Annotated in this window: 18 protein-coding genes; 11 read left to right on the top strand and 7 right to left on the bottom strand. The window is 38.4% G+C overall.

Annotated features, from left to right (window positions below; genetic code table 11):
• The 9 genes from ACK1I8_RS03125 to ACK1I8_RS03165 all read left to right on the top strand — a co-directional run bounded on the left by ACK1I8_RS03125 (window position 1) and on the right by ACK1I8_RS03165 (window position 7,729).
• The gene (locus tag ACK1I8_RS03125; RefSeq protein WP_412467891.1) at window positions 1–2,466 is read left to right on the top strand and encodes a heme lyase CcmF/NrfE family subunit; all 2,466 of its coding nucleotides are present in this window, start codon (window positions 1–3) and stop codon (window positions 2,464–2,466) included.
• A gap of 4 nt (window positions 2,467–2,470) precedes the next feature.
• Window positions 2,471–3,235, top strand: coding sequence for a Rossmann-like and DUF2520 domain-containing protein (locus ACK1I8_RS03130; RefSeq protein ID WP_412467892.1), 765 nt, complete (start codon window positions 2,471–2,473; stop codon window positions 3,233–3,235).
• A 40-nt stretch (window positions 3,236–3,275) separates the two neighbouring features.
• Entirely contained in the window at window positions 3,276–3,608 is a 333-nt protein-coding gene (locus ACK1I8_RS03135) for a 2Fe-2S iron-sulfur cluster-binding protein (protein ID WP_412467893.1), read from the top strand.
• Window positions 3,609–3,695: 87 nt separating this feature from the next.
• Window positions 3,696–3,938 (top strand): Fe-S cluster assembly protein IscX, encoded by a 243-nt coding sequence (gene iscX / locus ACK1I8_RS03140; RefSeq protein WP_412467894.1) that lies wholly within the window; start codon window positions 3,696–3,698, stop codon window positions 3,936–3,938.
• 79 nt (window positions 3,939–4,017) lie between these two features.
• Window positions 4,018–4,545, top strand: coding sequence for a KdsC family phosphatase (locus tag ACK1I8_RS03145; protein ID WP_412467895.1), 528 nt, complete (start codon window positions 4,018–4,020; stop codon window positions 4,543–4,545).
• Between the two features lie 497 nt (window positions 4,546–5,042).
• A complete protein-coding gene (locus tag ACK1I8_RS03150) occupies window positions 5,043–5,873 on the top strand; it encodes a universal stress protein (protein WP_412467896.1) in 831 nt (276 codons plus the stop codon).
• Window positions 5,874–5,976: 103 nt separating this feature from the next.
• Window positions 5,977–6,363: a hypothetical protein gene (locus ACK1I8_RS03155; RefSeq protein WP_412467897.1), complete on the top strand. Its 387-nt coding sequence runs from the start codon at window positions 5,977–5,979 to the stop codon at window positions 6,361–6,363.
• 68 nt (window positions 6,364–6,431) lie between these two features.
• Entirely contained in the window at window positions 6,432–6,998 is a 567-nt protein-coding gene (locus tag ACK1I8_RS03160; protein WP_412467898.1) for a Maf family protein, read from the top strand.
• Between the two features lie 53 nt (window positions 6,999–7,051).
• Window positions 7,052–7,729 (top strand): hypothetical protein, encoded by a 678-nt coding sequence (locus tag ACK1I8_RS03165; RefSeq protein ID WP_412467899.1) that lies wholly within the window; start codon window positions 7,052–7,054, stop codon window positions 7,727–7,729.
• Between the two features lie 57 nt (window positions 7,730–7,786).
• Here the strand turns inward: ACK1I8_RS03165 and ACK1I8_RS03170 are convergent, their stop codons facing one another.
• On the bottom strand, window positions 7,787–8,701 hold the full coding sequence (locus tag ACK1I8_RS03170; RefSeq protein ID WP_412467900.1) for an exopolyphosphatase: 915 nt from the start codon (window positions 8,699–8,701) through the stop codon (window positions 7,787–7,789).
• Between the two features lie 482 nt (window positions 8,702–9,183).
• Here ACK1I8_RS03170 and ACK1I8_RS03175 point away from each other — a divergent pair, with 482 nt between their 5' ends.
• The gene (locus tag ACK1I8_RS03175; protein ID WP_412467901.1) at window positions 9,184–10,134 is read left to right on the top strand and encodes a hypothetical protein; all 951 of its coding nucleotides are present in this window, start codon (window positions 9,184–9,186) and stop codon (window positions 10,132–10,134) included.
• Between the two features lie 58 nt (window positions 10,135–10,192).
• Here the strand turns inward: ACK1I8_RS03175 and dnaJ are convergent, their stop codons facing one another.
• The 5 genes from dnaJ to ACK1I8_RS03200 form a co-directional block, all read right to left on the bottom strand.
• On the bottom strand, window positions 10,193–11,356 hold the full coding sequence (gene dnaJ, locus ACK1I8_RS03180) for a molecular chaperone DnaJ (protein ID WP_412467902.1): 1,164 nt from the start codon (window positions 11,354–11,356) through the stop codon (window positions 10,193–10,195).
• Between the two features lie 154 nt (window positions 11,357–11,510).
• Complete coding sequence (locus tag ACK1I8_RS03185; protein ID WP_412467903.1) at window positions 11,511–12,092, bottom strand: nucleotide exchange factor GrpE; 582 nt, start codon at window positions 12,090–12,092, stop codon at window positions 11,511–11,513.
• 127 nt (window positions 12,093–12,219) lie between these two features.
• Complete coding sequence (locus ACK1I8_RS03190) at window positions 12,220–12,903, bottom strand: cell division ATP-binding protein FtsE (protein ID WP_412467904.1); 684 nt, start codon at window positions 12,901–12,903, stop codon at window positions 12,220–12,222.
• 1 nt (window position 12,904) lies between these two features.
• A complete protein-coding gene (locus ACK1I8_RS03195) occupies window positions 12,905–13,108 on the bottom strand; it encodes a hypothetical protein (RefSeq protein WP_057932355.1) in 204 nt (67 codons plus the stop codon).
• A gap of 68 nt (window positions 13,109–13,176) precedes the next feature.
• Entirely contained in the window at window positions 13,177–14,193 is a 1,017-nt protein-coding gene (locus tag ACK1I8_RS03200) for an acyl-CoA reductase (protein ID WP_412467905.1), read from the bottom strand.
• Between the two features lie 78 nt (window positions 14,194–14,271).
• Between ACK1I8_RS03200 and ACK1I8_RS03205 the strand changes: the two genes are divergently transcribed.
• Window positions 14,272–14,622 carry a 4Fe-4S dicluster domain-containing protein gene (locus ACK1I8_RS03205; RefSeq protein ID WP_205058424.1) on the top strand — a complete coding sequence of 117 codons (351 nt, stop codon included), beginning with the start codon at window positions 14,272–14,274 and terminating at the stop codon, window positions 14,620–14,622.
• 595 nt (window positions 14,623–15,217) lie between these two features.
• Here ACK1I8_RS03205 and ACK1I8_RS03210 read toward each other — a convergent pair.
• Entirely contained in the window at window positions 15,218–15,670 is a 453-nt protein-coding gene (locus ACK1I8_RS03210) for a universal stress protein (RefSeq protein WP_412467906.1), read from the bottom strand.
• Window positions 15,671–15,765: the final 95 nt, after the last annotated feature.

Raw genomic sequence — 15,765 nt, forward strand, 5'->3', positions numbered from 1 at the left:
ATGGATATTCAATTTGTAGGCGAACACCTGTTACCAGGTAAAATCGGACAGTTTTTTATTGTACTGGCTTTTAGTGCATCATTACTATCAACCATATCGTATTTTTTTGCCAGTCGCGATAAAAACTTCGAAGAAAAATCCTGGCGAAATTTAGGCCGTATTGGATACCTGATTAATTTTGCCAGTATTATCGGGATCGGTGTCATTTTGTTTTACCTGGTACTTGGCCATTATTTTGAATATTATTATGTTCAATCCCATTCTTCAAAACAACTTCCGGTATACTACATTATATCTGCATTTTGGGAAGGGCAGGAAGGGAGCTTTTGGCTTTGGGCTTTCTGGCAGTCCTTTTTGGGTACCTTGTTAATCTGGAAAGCCAAATCATGGGAAAGTCCGGTAATGACCGTTGTTGCTTTCTCTCAGGTATTTTTAACCTCCATGCTTTTAGGTGTAGAAATTTTCGGCGAGCGCATCGGAAGTTCCCCATTTATCCTGTTAAGAGATGCATTAGATTTAAAAGCACAGGCTCCTGTAGTTTTTGCAAATCCTGAAAATTACAAAAACTACCTGAAATTTATCACTGATGGAAAAGGGTTAAATCCATTGTTGCAGAACTATTGGATGGTTATTCATCCTCCAACCCTGTTTTTAGGATTTGCCAGTATGGTGGTTCCTTTTGCTTACGGGATTGCCGCTTTATGGCAAAAAAGATATAAAGAATGGATTAAGCCTGCCATGCCATGGACGCTTTTTGCGGTAATGGTTTTGGGTACAGGTATTATTATGGGCTCTTTCTGGGCTTACGAAGCGTTAAACTTTGGTGGTTTCTGGGCTTGGGATCCTGTTGAAAATGCTTCTTTAATCCCCTGGTTAACTTTAATTGGTGCAGTACACGTAATGATTGCGTATAAAAATACAGGGCATGCTTATTTTACCGCAATTGCTTTGGTGTTTTTAAGTTTCTTATTGGTATTGTATGCCTCTTTTTTAACCCGAAGCGGAATTTTGGGAGATACTTCAGTCCACTCATTTACCGATATGGGAATGTTTGGCCATTTGGTGTTGTATAATGTGGTGTTCGCGGTTTTGGCTATTGCTTTGATCATCAGTCGGTGGAAAGAATTGCCGATCACAACTAAGGATGAGGAAACCTATTCACGCGAATTCTGGATGTTTATTGGGGCTTTGGTGGTAACCATTGCTTGTATCCAGGTTATTTTTTCTACTTCGGTTCCGGTTTTTAACAAAGCCTTTGGAACTAACTTTTCTCCTCCAATTGATGCCGTAAAATATTACAATCAATGGCAGGCACCTTTTGCGGTATTAATTACCTTAATTTCAGGTTTCTCTCAATATTTAAAATACAAAAGAACAGATCCGCGCAAATTTTACAGCAGTTTGGTCTCTGTAATTGTTTTTTCTATCGTATTAACAGCAGGTTTGGTATATGTAACTCAGGTTTATACCAATACCATGTATATCCTGATTACGTTCAGCTGTTTATTTGCAGTACTTTCTAACGCTGGTGTATTATACCAGGCTTTTGGTGGAAAGGCTAAACTGGCGGGATCTGCGATTGCGCATATCGGCTTTGCTTTCCTGATTTTGGGTGCTTTAATTTCTGCAGCTACTAATAAACCTTTATCCATCAATGCCAATAATTTTATTCCGGTAAAGGATTTTGAAAAAACAGAAAAGCCCGGCGAAAATATCATGCTGTATAAAAACGAGCCTAAACAAATGGGCAAGTACACGGTAACTTATGTGAGCGATACTACGGAAGCGCCAAATACCTATTATACACTTAATTTTAAGGTTATAGATAAAGATGGCAAGGTTAAGGAAGATTTTAATTTACATCCCCATACTCAGGATAATGAAAAAATGGGTTTAATTGCTTCTCCCGATACCAAACATTATCTTACTTATGACGTGTATACGCACATTACCAGCGCAGCAGTTAAACAAACCGCTCATGATGATCATGAAGGGCACTCTGATGATGAAAATTATAAAGCACCGCGTATTGTGAAGGTTTCGGTAGGGGATACCATTCATACCTCCAGTGGAGTGGTTACCGTGAAAGATCTGGATAGAAAACCGACTGCTAAAGATTTAGCACTGGCACAAGGTGATTATGCCGTGGGTCTACCTTTAGAGGTTAATGCTGCTGGGAAAATTTATAATACAGAGCCTATTTTCTTAATCAAAGGAAATAATACTTTTGATTTTGCACGTAAGATCGATGAATTAGACCTGAAATTCCGTTTTTCGAATGTATTGCCAGATGAGAAAAAGGTAGAGCTTCAAATTTTTGAGAAACCACAGCAGGCTAAAGATTGGGTTGTTTTCAAAGCCATAGAATTTCCTTTCATCAATTTATACTGGGCCGGAACCATTGTAATGGTGGTAGGTTTCTTACTTTCAATTTTCAGAAGGAGAAAAGAGGCCAAAACCGCATAAAATCATGAAGATTGTTTTATTGGGGTCGGGTAATGTTGCCACACACTTAGCGAAAGCACTAAAAAGTAAAGGTGAAGATGTGACACAGGTGTACAGCCCAAATTTAAACCACGCAAAATCATTGGCTGGTATAGTTGGAGCGGAAGGCATAAACGACCTTACTGAAATTGAAGAATATGCTGATTTGTATATCATCTCGGTAAAAGATGATGCCATTGAAGGTGTTGTAAAATCATTAAAAAAGGTAACTGGCCTGGTGGTACATACCTCTGGCACTACCGATATCAATATTTTATCATCACAAGTTGATAAGGCGGGCGTTTTTTATCCTTTACAAACTTTCTCAAAAGATAAAGAAATTACATTTGAAAATATTCCGCTTTGTATCGAAGCAAACGGCGAAAATGAATTAGCAATTTTAAAGAATCTTGCAGCTAAGATAAGTAGCGTGGTGTATGAGTTAAATGGTGAGAAGCGGAAAGTATTACACCTTGCAGCTGTATTTGCCTGTAATTTTCCGAATCACCTGTATGCACTGGCCAATAAGATTTTAAATCAGAATGGTTTAAACTTTGAAATTATCAGGCCTTTAATTGCCGAAACGGCTGATAAAGTGATGGGTAATTTACCCGAAAACGTGCAGACCGGACCAGCAGTACGGGCTGATGAGAGTACCTTAACCAAGCATTTGAGCATGTTAACCGATATGCCCGAATTGCAGAACATTTATCAAACATTGAGCAATAGCATAAAATTAACGCTGAAATAGCATAATTACGGCTTTTGCTTATTACTTTTGCAAAATAATTATGAGCATTTTTAAACTAAAAATAAATTTTGAAGAAGCAGATCACGAATCTATTGAATTGCCAATAGCCGCTGGAGAATCTGTTTTAGATGTTTGCCTGGATAATGGAATCGAATTACAGCACAACTGCGGGGGTGTTTGTGGTTGCAGTACCTGCCATGTATATGTAAACAAAGGGATGGATAATATTGAAGAGATTTCCGATAAGGAAGAAGATTTTATCGATAGGGCTGTTCGTCCGAAAATTAATTCGCGTTTAGGCTGCCAGTGTGTGGTAATCAACGGCGATATCGAAGTGACCATTCCTGATCAGTCAGGCTTTATGGGACACTAGTTAGTTTAGAGTTTAGAGTCCTTAGTTTGGAGTCTGAAACCTTCAACATTAAAACATTTCAACTTTTCAACCACAAACAAACAAAACATGAACAACGATAAATTTGCTTTACCTTTTTACTGGAACGATTATGAAGATATTGCCATGTCTTTATATGAGAAATTCGGAGATGATTTTACCGAAGCCAAAATCTACCGTGTTCGCTTTACCGAACTTTTAGATTGGGTTTTATCATTGCCCAACTTTAAAGGAACCCGGGAAGAAAGCAATGAAGGCCATTTGGAGCAAATTCAGTCTGCCTGGGTTTACGAGTGGAGAGATAATCAGTAATTTTAGTTTGGAGTAAAGGGTTGGAGTTTAGAGGCTCCATTCAACTCTGAACTCCAGGCTGTCAACTCCCAACTAGAAAATGTTCCTTCAGAAACTAAAAGAAATCACCACTTTCATTTTTGATGTAGATGGTGTGCTTACAGATGGATCGGTTCAGGTTACTGATAGTGGTCAGTCATTGCGTACTTTTAACATTAAAGACGGCTATGCTATGCAGCTGGCTGTTAAAAAAGGCTATAATATTTGCATCATATCTGGTGGAGACGGTATTGCTATGGGCAAGCGTTTCTTTAATCTGGGTATAAACGATGTTTTCCTTGGCACAGGAGATAAGGTGGCCATTTTTAATCAATATCTTCAGGATAAAAACATTACTGCAGCAGAGGTGCTTTACATGGGCGATGATATCCCTGATTTAAAAGTGATGAAACTTGTAGGACTTCCAACCTGCCCGGCTGACGCCGTAGAAGAAATAAAAGCGATATCTAAATTCATTTCGCCATATAACGGAGGCAAAACCGCGGTGCGCGATATTATTGAGAAAGTGATGAAAGTGCAGGGCAGATGGCACGATGAAAATCCAAACGCTGCCGATTCAGGGAAGTAGGTTTATTTTTTAGTTCAATAGTTATTAGGTATTGGTTCATTCGTCATTAGTTGACTGGTGATGAGTTTATTTATATCTTTTATTAGTAATATCCCTAAAGAAATCGTCATTCCCAACTTGCTTGAGAACCACGAAGTACCCGTGAATACCAATAAAAAAAGGAAAACTTAAGAATAATCTTAATGCGAGCGCTTTAAGATTAGCTTCGCTGAGCACTTCATGGTCCCGCATGCGCCAGATCTGATCGCTATCGGATGAGGACCCGAACAGTGGATTCGTTCAATGGTAGCCTATAGTCGAAGTATTTATTTATATTATAGATTTCACCAGTTCGCCCGCGCTTCAATGGAAATGAATTTATGGATCAGAATGACCTTCCCGTTATAATTCTTTCTTTCTAAAATTTGCAATATATTACATTATAAACGAAATTTGTTTAGTGAATTTAATCAATCGATTGATTAAATTTATCAATATAAAAATATAATTTCAATCACATGAGCACCTATCTTATACCTGTTGATTTTTCTAAAACAGCTGATCATGCCGCGAGATATGCGGCCAGGCTAAGCTTCGCTATGGAGAATGCAAAAATTATCCTGCTTAATGCCTACTATGTTTCAACATACGAAAGCATCCTGCCAACCCCTGATTTAATTGTTACCACAGATCAACATATTGCCGATGAAATGAAACGCAGGCTTGAAGCACTCGAAAAACTGAAGTTCAAAATGTTGGAAATTAACCCCGATGCCGAAATTGAGGTTTCTTTAACCAGAGAAACCATATTGAGATCAATTATCAATCGGGTGAATAAGGAAGAAATCGACTTGATTATTATTGGCAGCAATGGTAAAAAAGCCAAAGATGAAAGCGATATCGGTTCTAACGCCATTAAAATTTCCAAGTCGAGTCCTGTGCCGGTTTTGGTCGTACCGCCTAAAGCTGATTATCAATCCATCCGTAAAGCCGTTTTAGCCTGCGATTTTAAAAAGGTTAAAGAGGTAATGCCCATGCAGGCACTGAAAAAAATCTTAAGCAAACACGCACTAAAACTTTTGGTACTCAATATCAGTTCTGGCCAGGCTATCGATTCTGAAGAAGAACATTTTCTGCAGGAAATGCTAGAAGATTTCATGCCGGAATACCACTATGCTGATCATCCCGATACCATTAAAGGAATCGTCAGATTTGCCAAAAATGAAGAAGCCCAGTTGATCATTGCACTTCCAAAGAAATATAGTTTTTTCGAAAACTTATTACACGAAAGTGTATCTCAAAGGTTGACCATTAAATCGCATGTACCGGTGTTACTGTTAAAAGACTGATGGATCTGATTCTGCAACAGCTTAGTTACATGGTGCCTTTAAACTTTCATTTTTTTTTGAACTCCAATAAACTCAATTTGGACCAAAAACAACAAAGAAAAACATGAAAAAATTAATGATGATTTGCGGATTAATGCTAGGCATAGCTGGGTTCGCCAATGCGCAACAGGGTGGCGGACCAGGCAGAATGATGATGAAACCCGAAGAAAGGGTAAAACTGCTGGATGAAAAGTTAAAGTTATCTGATGATCAGAAAGCAAAACTCACTGCTGTTTTTACTGAACAGGCTGAATCCATGAAAAAAATGCGCGAAGAGATGCAAGGTGGTGATAGAGATGCCATGAGAGAGAAAATGCAAAAAATGCGGGCTGATCATAATGCAAAAGTAACTGCTGTATTAACAGAAGATCAGAAAAAAACTTACGAAGCCTGGCAAAAGGAGCAACGTGAGGAGATGGAAAAACGCAGACAAGGCGGTGGAAATAACTAATCATGGCAAATGATAAAATAAGAAAGCGGCTTTATGTCGCTTTTCTTATTTTAGCAAAAAAATAAATTATGCCAGTTCAATTTCCACCAATCATTTTAGCCTCTAAATCGCCCCGTAGACAAGAACTTTTAACACTTATGGGCTTAAATTTTAAAGTCGAGCTGAAAGATGTTGATGAAAGCTATCCATCAGATTTAAGTCCTGCAGAAATAGCGGTTTACATTTCAGAAAAAAAGGCCAAGGCCTTTACAGCTGATGATGAAATAGTAATTACTGCAGATACCATTGTGGCATTGAATGGGGAAATTTTAGGTAAACCAGAAAATCGGAAGCATGCACAGGAAATGCTCAAAAAGCTATCGGGCAGTAAACATGAGGTTTTTACAGGGGTAACACTTGTCAGAGGAGAGCAGGTACATTCATTTTATGATCGTACCATTGTTTATTGCAAAGCGGTTACTGCAGCAGAAATTGATTTTTATATCGATCATTATAACCCATTTGATAAGGCGGGCAGCTATGGCGTGCAAGATTGGTGGGGTATTGTTGTTGTAGAACGCATAGAAGGCTCTTATACAAATGTAATGGGCTTGCCAACAGAAAAGCTTTATAGTGAACTCTTGAAGTTTATTTAAAATCGCTTTGTGGAATTTTCTCCAGATTTTCATCATCTAAGAAAACCCACAGCATGAAAACGGAAATTAACGAAGTTACCATTGCAGAACCCTGCGCGCAGAACTGGAATGAAATGAAAAAATACGAAGGTTTTAGTTTTTGTTCCGTTTGCAGTAAAAATGTAATCGATTTTTCTGATTATTCCGATGCCGAAATCATTCATGTATTGGCAAATGCAGGCACTGCTGTATGCGGTCGTTTGAGCCAAAGCCAATTGAACCAGCTCAACTATCATTTGACTATTGTGCCAACAAAGAATAGAAACTGGATGAAATACCTGGGTGTTTTGGCTATGGGTATGAGCATTTTTGTAATGGATGCAAAAGCCGGGAACCTGAAAACATCAATTGAAATTACGGAAACAGTCGGCTACAAAACAGATGATAGAAAGCCGGTTGTACCTGCAAAAATATATGGTTATGTTATTGGAGTGGATAACAAGCCAGCCGCTGGAATCAGGCTATCTATCGTGGATACCCGATATACTGCCTTAACTGATCAGAACGGTCGCTATGAAATTATACTAGGTGATCAGTTTGATGTCAGTAAAAACCAACTGATAGTCGAAAGTATCCGTTATTCGGCATTTTTAACACTCGATTTTTCAAGAGCGAAACAAAATAACCTTCAGCTTACAAAGGCAGAACCGATGATTATGGGTAGAATGATAATCACATCAAAAAAGAAATAACCGCTAAATTTATACGTTTAGTGCGCGATGATCCATCCATTTGTTGATGGCTCATTTTTACATCATACTGGCCAGCACACCCATTTTTAAATCATAGGTGGAGAGCGTTAATCTGTTTATTTTCGCCCTGCCTAATACATAGTTCGTAATTAAGGCGGCAATCACAATCATATCAACCCGTAGCGGAATAATACCCGGCATTTTTAAACGTTGTTGGTGAGTGGAGTTGATGAGCTTCAGTGCAATCTCAATATAATCATCATGGTTAAACGGATAAGTTTTTAGTTGTTCAATAATTATATTTTGGTGGTGCTTTCTGGTAAGCAATTCGGCAAATGTTTCAAACGCGCCGGCCGAACCAATTAAAATTTGTGGTTTGTATTTTTCGCAGATTTCAAAAAGATCTATCAATTGTTTCTGGATGTGGAAGAGAATGTGCTGTTTGTCGGAATCAGAAAGCGGGTCAGATTTAAAAAATTGTTGCATTAACCGCGCTGCCCCGATATTATAACTTTTTTTCCAGATTAATTTTTCGGTATCACATAGGATGAACTCCACACTGCCACCACCAATATCCATAATTAATGATGGCTCTTGTATAGCGCCACTTAGTTTTACTCCCCGATAAATCAGTTCAGCTTCTTCATCACCACTAATGGTTTCGATCTTTATTCCAGTTCTTTCATTTACTGCATTAACGAAATCTTTCCCGTTTTCTGCACTCCTGACAGCTGAAGTTGCTGTCGCCCTGACCACATCAACCTGGTAATCAGCGATCGTTTTGCTGAAATCTTTAAGACAATTAATTCCCCTTTCAAAGGCTTCCGGAATAATGATGTTATCGTTAATTCTTCCTTCTCCCAATTTGACAGGTACATTGGTTTTATATAAAATTTCTGGCTGCTCTTCTGCTGTTTCAGCAATGAGTAAGTGGAAGGTATTTGTACCTAAATCGATAACTGCGATGCGCATAGTGTTTTTATTATTGGAAAGCAGTTAACGTAATCCTTCGGTCCCGATAGTTCTGCTATCCGTTAAATTTCGTCTTTTCTACTTGTAAAACCTAAAGTAAGGTTAACAAATAAATTAAGCGGTTAATTTAGTGTCTTTTTCCCTATCCCTATCGTCATGCTGAACTTGTTTCAGCATCTTTCTTGCTAGATAGCCCATGAAGTAAATTACCTTCGTTGAGCTCGCTTAAGGCTCGGTTTACTTCGTAGCTTTCAGCTTAGCTACAGGTCAGGTTGACGAATGTAAGTAAAAACATTACTATAAAGGCGTTTTATTAATTGAGGTCAGGTTTTACCGTTTTTGGTTAACCTTAATTCTCATCAGTTTGAGTAACTGGTAGGCATCGAAAAGATGCCGAAATCATAAAATTCCTGTCTTTTCACAACTTTTTGGTTTAAAAATTGCTCTGATCGGGAATCAGATTTATGAAAACAATTTATGCTATGAAAACGATCCTAAAATTAACGGTCCTTGCGCTTACCCTGTCTTTTACCGCCTGTAAAAATGAGAAGAAAAAAGACGATAACGCTAAAACTGCTTATGCCGAAGCAGATGAAAAAGATGTAAATGCCATTATTGAATATAATAATGTATTGGTAAGTTTTACAGATAAAAACAACGATTATATCAAACGTATCGAAAGTAACCTGATCAAAATTGAAAAAGGATTGCAAAATCCGAATGACCACTTTGCTTTTATTGGTTTAATCCAACCTTTTTCGATACCTACAATTAATAGAAGCAAACTAAAGCCTGATACCCCACCCAGTGCCTTAAATAAAGATGATCAAAATTTTTTTAAGGAAAATGTAACCGCAATGACCGGTTTATTGGATAAGATCAAAGAGACCTACAAATCTTTAGATGAATATATCAAAGCAGAAGACTGGAAAGATGATAAGGGAACTAAGGGAAAAGCTTTGGTAGATTCTATTTACGGCATGGGTAAAAAATACTATAATCATGATGAGTTGGTTTTGGCTAAATTAAACCTGATTGGTGATGATGCAGAACGGGTAATTTTGAAGACACATCCCTTAAAGGACTACATATTTGCGCTCAAGGATGACCGCAGTGCAACCGCTGCATTTACCAAGTTGATGGCAAGTAATAAAAATTATAAATCAATAGAAACAAAGGCTAAAGCTGCTTATCAGGCCCTTGAGAATCAGTATCATAAACATACAGCTATGGCTATACCCGATGCAACAAAATATCCGGGAAAGGACGGCTATTTCAGAAATTTTAACGAAAGGTTTAATGACTATTTAATTGCTGCACGAAAAATGATGCGCGATGCTTCAGCTTCTGGTCGGTTAACGGATTATAATATCGAAGAATTAGTCCGCCTCCAGGATAGCATGCGTTCTGCTTATAATAATTTTGTAGATTAGTATGATAAACAAAAAAGCCGATGCTAAAAACATCGGCTTCCTCATTGTATTGGATTATTTACTCAAAGTATTCTTTCATTCTTTCAAAAAAGCTTTTATCATTTTTACCTGGCTGAGGCTTAAAGTTTGGTGATTCGCGTAATCTCTCTAAAACATTACGTTCTTCGCTACTTAAAGCTTTTGGTGTCCAGATATTGATGTGGATAATCTCATCGCCTCTATGGTATGAATTTACTTCTGGTAAACCTTTACCTTTTAAACGCAATAATTTTCCACTTTGGGTACCCGGATCAATTTTAATTTTGGCTTTGCCATCAATAGTTGGTACTTCGATACTCATCCCCAAAGCAGCATCAACAAAACTTAAATGCAAATCATAAACAACATTATTTCCTTCACGTTTCAGGGTTTCGTGTGGAATCTCTTCAATTAAAATAATTAAATCGCCCGGAATACCACCATTTGGAGCTGCATTTCCTTTTCCGCTCATGCTTAATTGCATACCCTCACTTACACCTGCAGGAATATTAATGGTAATGGTTTCTTCACCGCGTACCACACCGTCGCCATGGCATACATTACATTTAGCGGTAATTTGCTGGCCGCTTCCATTACAGGTAGGGCAGGTAGAAGCGGTTTGCATCTGGCCTAAAATGGTGTTGGTTACCCGGCGTACCTGGCCACTACCACCGCAGGTACCACAGGTACTTACCGAAGATCTATCTTTTGCACCGGAACCATCGCAGGTTTTACAAACAATCAGTTTATTAACCTTGATCTTCTTTTCGGCACCGTGGGCAATTTCTTCAAGTGTTAGTTTAACTTTAATACGTAGGTTAGAACCTTTAGCTACTCTACGGCCGCCGCGTTGCTGGCCACCGCCGCCACCGCCAAAAAAGCTTTCGAATGGATTGTGTCCACCAAAAATATCCCCAAAATTACTGAAGATATCATCCATGTTCATGCTGCCACCACCGTAACCGCCCGAAGCACTGCTGCCTACACCGGCATGGCCAAACTGGTCGTAACGCTGTTTCTTTTCAGGGCTGCTTAAAACTTCGTATGCTTCTGCAGCTTCTTTAAATTTATCCTCAGCGGCTTTATCTCCCGGGTTTTTATCCGGGTGATATTTGATCGCCATCTTACGGTAAGCTTTCTTGATCTCGTCAGCACCTGCGCTTTTGGTTACGCCCAACACGTCGTAATAATCTCTTTTACTCATTTTCTTTATAAACATTAAAATGTTTGAAGGTTGAAACGTTTAACGTGCAGCTACCAAACAAACATTCTATTTATTATTTTTTATCGACTGGAAACAGTTGTTGAAATTGCGGTTTGCAACATTCCAAATTTAACATTCCAGCTTTTTAATTCTTTTAAGCGCCAACTACTACTTTAGCGAAGCGGATTACATTATCATTTAAAGTATAACCTTTTTCAACCTCGTCTATAACTTTGCCCTTTAAATCTTCTGTAGGGGCGGGGATATTGGTAATAGCTTCATGGAAATCGGTGTTAAAAGGCTGATTGATACTTTCTACATCTTTTAAACCTTTTTGTGCCAGAGTATTTTTTAATTTATTGCTGACCAGTGAAATACCTTCTTTAACTGGAGCTACTTCGCTAGCACTTTCCATGGCTTTTAACGCACGGTCAAAATCATCTAAAACAGGTAAAAGCGAAACAATCACATCTTTACCGGCAGTTTGTAACAACTCTACACGCTCTTTTTGCGTACGGCGTTTGTAATTGTCGAATTCTGCATATAAACGCAGGTATTTATCATTAAGCTGTTGAACCTCCGCCTGCAATTTCTCTTCGGCAGATAATTCTGGTGTTTGCTCAGTCTCATTTGCAGTGGCATCAGTATTTTCTACATTTTCCGTAGTATTTTCTGACGTGTTTTCAGGGTTCATTATATTTTCTTCTTTATCGTTATTTTTCTTCTTATTAAACATAATATAAGGCTGAATTTTTTGGTGTTAATCTCAACTATTTTGCCATAAACGTAAATCAGCCAAGCTGTCAGATTTATTTGCAATTATCTGAACAGATTGGCTGATTAGCTGACGGATGTCAGAATTTTTATGCTATTTGTACACCTTCGTGAACGATGCCGTTTTCACATTTGATAATGCGAGATGGGAAAGTACGGATGATGTGGTAATCATGCGTAGCCATTAAAACTGCCGTTCCGGTCTGACTGATCTGCTTCAGCAGGGTTACAATTTCTTCAGAAGTTTCGGGATCCAGGTTGCCTGTCGGCTCATCTGCGAGGATAATTTCCGGGTCGTTAAGCAAAGCCCTTGCAATTACAATACGCTGCTGTTCGCCACCCGAAATTTCGTGCGGCATTTTTTTGATCTTAGAACGCAGGCCCACTTTATCCAAAACATCTTTAATGCGCTCGTTGATCAGCTTTTCGTCTTTCCAACCCGTAGCTTTAAGTACAAATTCAAGGTTTTTTTCAATAGTTCTATCGGTAAGCAGTTGAAAATCCTGGAAAACAACCCCCAGTTTACGGCGTAAGAACGGTACCTGGCTTTCTTTCAGGTTTTTAAGGTCGAAACCAGCAATATTACCCTCACCATTGCCAATATGGAGGTCGCCATATAATATTTTAAGTAAGCTGCTCTTTCCAGACCCTGTTTGCCCAATCAGGAATATAAATTCGTCTTTTTCGATGTGTAAATTTACATTGGAGAGGACTAAATGTTTCTGTTGAAAAACATCAACATTGCTTAAATGAATTACTGAGTTGCCTGCCATATTATATTTCTAATTTTGCAATCTGCCCGAAAGGCAAATCTTTTACCATTTCCATAATGTATTCTTGCTTATCGCCAAGCCCCAGTTTTTCCAGTGATTTATCAGGCCTGTCTACCCTAAAATAAGCTAAAAGTGTAAACTTGTCATCTCTTAACTGTACGTAATCCGGAATTTTGGCTATGCCTTTAACTTTTACGATATACATTGTGTCCAAAAATAGCTATTTAAGCTGAAAGACCAAAGGAGAAAGGGCAAAGACTAAATTGGAGAAAGTTAATTAAGGTTGTTTAAAAATTCTACTGTGTTTACATTGTCAGCATAATCCCAGAGTTTCGGGTGCTGGCTTTGGCCAAAATCAAAACTGGCTATGTTTATGGGCGATTGAGTAACTACACATTGGATATCAGCAGCTTTATCTTTCAGTTTATCTTCTACATCCTGCAGGTTTTCATATTCTTCGTAATAAAGCACGGCCAGTGGTGAAGCTAAATTTTCATCTTCTTTTAACAGCAAAAAGCCATTATCGAAATGTTTGGCTGCATTAACCAGGTAAATAGATTTATTGTAATCGTAATTATTCTGGTATTTGAAATGGTTGATAATCTGATTATTATTTTCTATACCTTCATACAAATGGGCCACATTATAACCTTTCGGAAAATAGATTTTAGACACATTCCGGCAACCCAGACCAAAATAATCGAAAATATCAGCGCCCAGCTTTTGGATATCTTCTTTACTTTCTGTGCCATCCAAAACGGCAACACTATTTCTGTTTTTGCGGATGATGTTGGGCACTTTACCGAAATAATAATCGAAATATCTGGATGAATTATTACTACCGGTAGCAATTACCGCATCGAAGTCTTTTAAACGCTCTACATATTCAATCCGATCTGCAAAAGCAGGTTCAATATTAACCAGTCCGGCAAGAACAATTTTAATCAATTTGTCATCTGACGAAGAAAGTTTGATTAAAGCTATATTTCCTGTCGCTAAAACGCATAAAATATCATGTAAGCCTACTAATGGAATGTTTCCGGCCAGTATCAGGCCAACCTTTTTAGGGGATGCACTAAACTGTACCGACTGGAACCAAAGGGCCAGATCTGACTCATTTAACATCTCAGCAAATGATAAGATCGATTTTTTAATATTTTCCTGAGTAAACCATGCATTGGCGCTTTCGGCAGTATAAAGTGCATCTCCTAGTATGTCAGTAGGCTTTGTGAGCTTCGTGCCGAGTTTGCTGAACGCAATTATTGCTTTTTCCTGAGTTAATGCTGACATATTTAGAATTATTATTAATGGATTATATCTTATATTTGCAGCGCAAAGGTAAACTAAGCAAAAGAATTAGACGAAAACATGGCAATTAAAATAACAGATGAGTGTATAAATTGTGGGGCATGTGAACCAGAATGTCCGAATAACGCAATTTATGATGCGGGAACTGCGTGGCGTTTCTCTGATGGTACTAATTTGGAGGGTATCATTGATTTTGGTAATCAACAGATAGAAGCTGATGCCGCTCAGGAGGCAGTTTCAGATGAGGTATATTATATCGTATCCGATAAGTGTACAGAATGTAAAGGTTTTCATGACGAGCCTCAATGTGCGGCAGTTTGTCCGGTTGATTGCTGTGTGGATGATGAGGATATCCGCGAAACAGAAGAAGAACTATTGGCTAAGAAAGCCTGGTTGCATCAGGAAGGATAGTCCCGATCAGATATTAAGAAGGAAGTTTCGCATATTGCGGGACTTTTTTTATTTATGGAGTTTAGGTATTATACTAAATGAGCCTGTTCCAGATAAAACAATCTTCATTTTTTGTAGAGACTAGTGGAATAGAGCAGTGCCGTTAACCACATGTATATAGATCCTTCTCCTTCGCTACTGATCGCCTAACCCAATATTATCGTATTCTTTAGTTTATCAATGACCGAAATCAATGGCTTACTTAGGAAATGAGCGGCCTGTGGTTCTTAGCGGTTAACAGTCCCGCCATCCGCTTTAGCTCCGATGAAAAAATCGGAGGCTGCCGCTGCTGTCGGGTTTAGGAACAAAGGTTTATGCGGCTGCAACCGCTAAGTGAAAGATGGGAGAAAACTTCGTATTCCGTAGAGGCTTTGCGTTCTGGATAGCGATTCAATTTTTGCTGCTTTAAAATGTTTACCTTTTTTCTTGGCTGGGCATGGTAAATGTAGTTGGCTAATTACCAATGGGAACTACGTTTGCTACCTGTTTTTTCGAAAAAAAGATACGAATTCTCCTTGCCTCAAGCCTACTAATGACAAGAGGACTATGAATCCGCCTAGTCTATATCACTCTTGTTAGGGATAATCAAAACCGGGCAGGCAGATTTACGGGCTACATGTTCGGCTACGCTTCCCATTAAAAAGTGGTATAAACCTGTTCTGCCGTAAGTTCCTATAACAATTAGGTCTGATCCCCATTCGTCTGATTGCTGGATAATGCCATGTGCTGCGGTATCAATAATGCTCAGGTAGGTGGTGGGTATGCCTTTTCCGTATTTGGTCTCCATTTCCTTTAATAAAACGTGGCTGTTTTCTTCGCTGTTATCATAAGTTTCTAAAAAAACTGGTGCCAGTGTTAAGTCTGGATTTACATTAGCAGGTATAGGTTCGATAATGTTAACCAGCGCTACTTCTGCCCCAAATTTCTCAGCCATATCATAACCGGCTTTCGCCGCTTTTTCCGAGCAGGTACTATTATCAACGGCAATTAATATCTTTTTAAAATTCATGGCGGGCATATTTAAAAATGAACATCATAAAAATAACAAATTTGTATGCAAAATGTTAGGCAATGGATGTATTTTATTAGTTTTACAATAGTTTC

Origin of the sequence: Pedobacter sp. KLB.chiD, assembly GCF_047040275.1 — a bacterium.
GTDB lineage: Bacteria > Bacteroidota > Bacteroidia > Sphingobacteriales > Sphingobacteriaceae > Pedobacter.

Bases quoted from the DNA above. Each gene is read 5' to 3' on its own strand.
- ACK1I8_RS03210 (WP_412467906.1), bottom strand. From the start codon at position 15,670: ATGAATTTTAAAAAGATATTAATTGCCGTTGATAATAGTACCTGCTCG.
- ACK1I8_RS03145 (WP_412467895.1), top strand. From the start codon at position 4,018: ATGTTCCTTCAGAAACTAAAAGAAATCACCACTTTCATTTTTGATGTA.
- ACK1I8_RS03185 (WP_412467903.1), bottom strand. From the start codon at position 12,092: ATGTTTAATAAGAAGAAAAATAACGATAAAGAAGAAAATATAATGAAC.
- ACK1I8_RS03195 (WP_057932355.1), bottom strand. From the start codon at position 13,108: ATGTATATCGTAAAAGTTAAAGGCATAGCCAAAATTCCGGATTACGTA.
- dnaJ (WP_412467902.1), bottom strand. From the start codon at position 11,356: ATGAGTAAAAGAGATTATTACGACGTGTTGGGCGTAACCAAAAGCGCA.
- ACK1I8_RS03170 (WP_412467900.1), bottom strand. From the start codon at position 8,701: ATGCGCATCGCAGTTATCGATTTAGGTACAAATACCTTCCACTTACTC.
- ACK1I8_RS03135 (WP_412467893.1), top strand. From the start codon at position 3,276: ATGAGCATTTTTAAACTAAAAATAAATTTTGAAGAAGCAGATCACGAA.
- ACK1I8_RS03175 (WP_412467901.1), top strand. From the start codon at position 9,184: ATGAAAACGATCCTAAAATTAACGGTCCTTGCGCTTACCCTGTCTTTT.
- ACK1I8_RS03200 (WP_412467905.1), bottom strand. From the start codon at position 14,193: ATGTCAGCATTAACTCAGGAAAAAGCAATAATTGCGTTCAGCAAACTC.
- ACK1I8_RS03205 (WP_205058424.1), top strand. From the start codon at position 14,272: ATGGCAATTAAAATAACAGATGAGTGTATAAATTGTGGGGCATGTGAA.
- ACK1I8_RS03165 (WP_412467899.1), top strand. From the start codon at position 7,052: ATGAAAACGGAAATTAACGAAGTTACCATTGCAGAACCCTGCGCGCAG.
- iscX (WP_412467894.1), top strand. From the start codon at position 3,696: ATGAACAACGATAAATTTGCTTTACCTTTTTACTGGAACGATTATGAA.
- ACK1I8_RS03130 (WP_412467892.1), top strand. From the start codon at position 2,471: ATGAAGATTGTTTTATTGGGGTCGGGTAATGTTGCCACACACTTAGCG.
- ACK1I8_RS03160 (WP_412467898.1), top strand. From the start codon at position 6,432: ATGCCAGTTCAATTTCCACCAATCATTTTAGCCTCTAAATCGCCCCGT.
- ACK1I8_RS03190 (WP_412467904.1), bottom strand. From the start codon at position 12,903: ATGGCAGGCAACTCAGTAATTCATTTAAGCAATGTTGATGTTTTTCAA.
- ACK1I8_RS03125 (WP_412467891.1), top strand. From the start codon at position 1: ATGGATATTCAATTTGTAGGCGAACACCTGTTACCAGGTAAAATCGGA.
- ACK1I8_RS03155 (WP_412467897.1), top strand. From the start codon at position 5,977: ATGAAAAAATTAATGATGATTTGCGGATTAATGCTAGGCATAGCTGGG.
- ACK1I8_RS03150 (WP_412467896.1), top strand. From the start codon at position 5,043: ATGAGCACCTATCTTATACCTGTTGATTTTTCTAAAACAGCTGATCAT.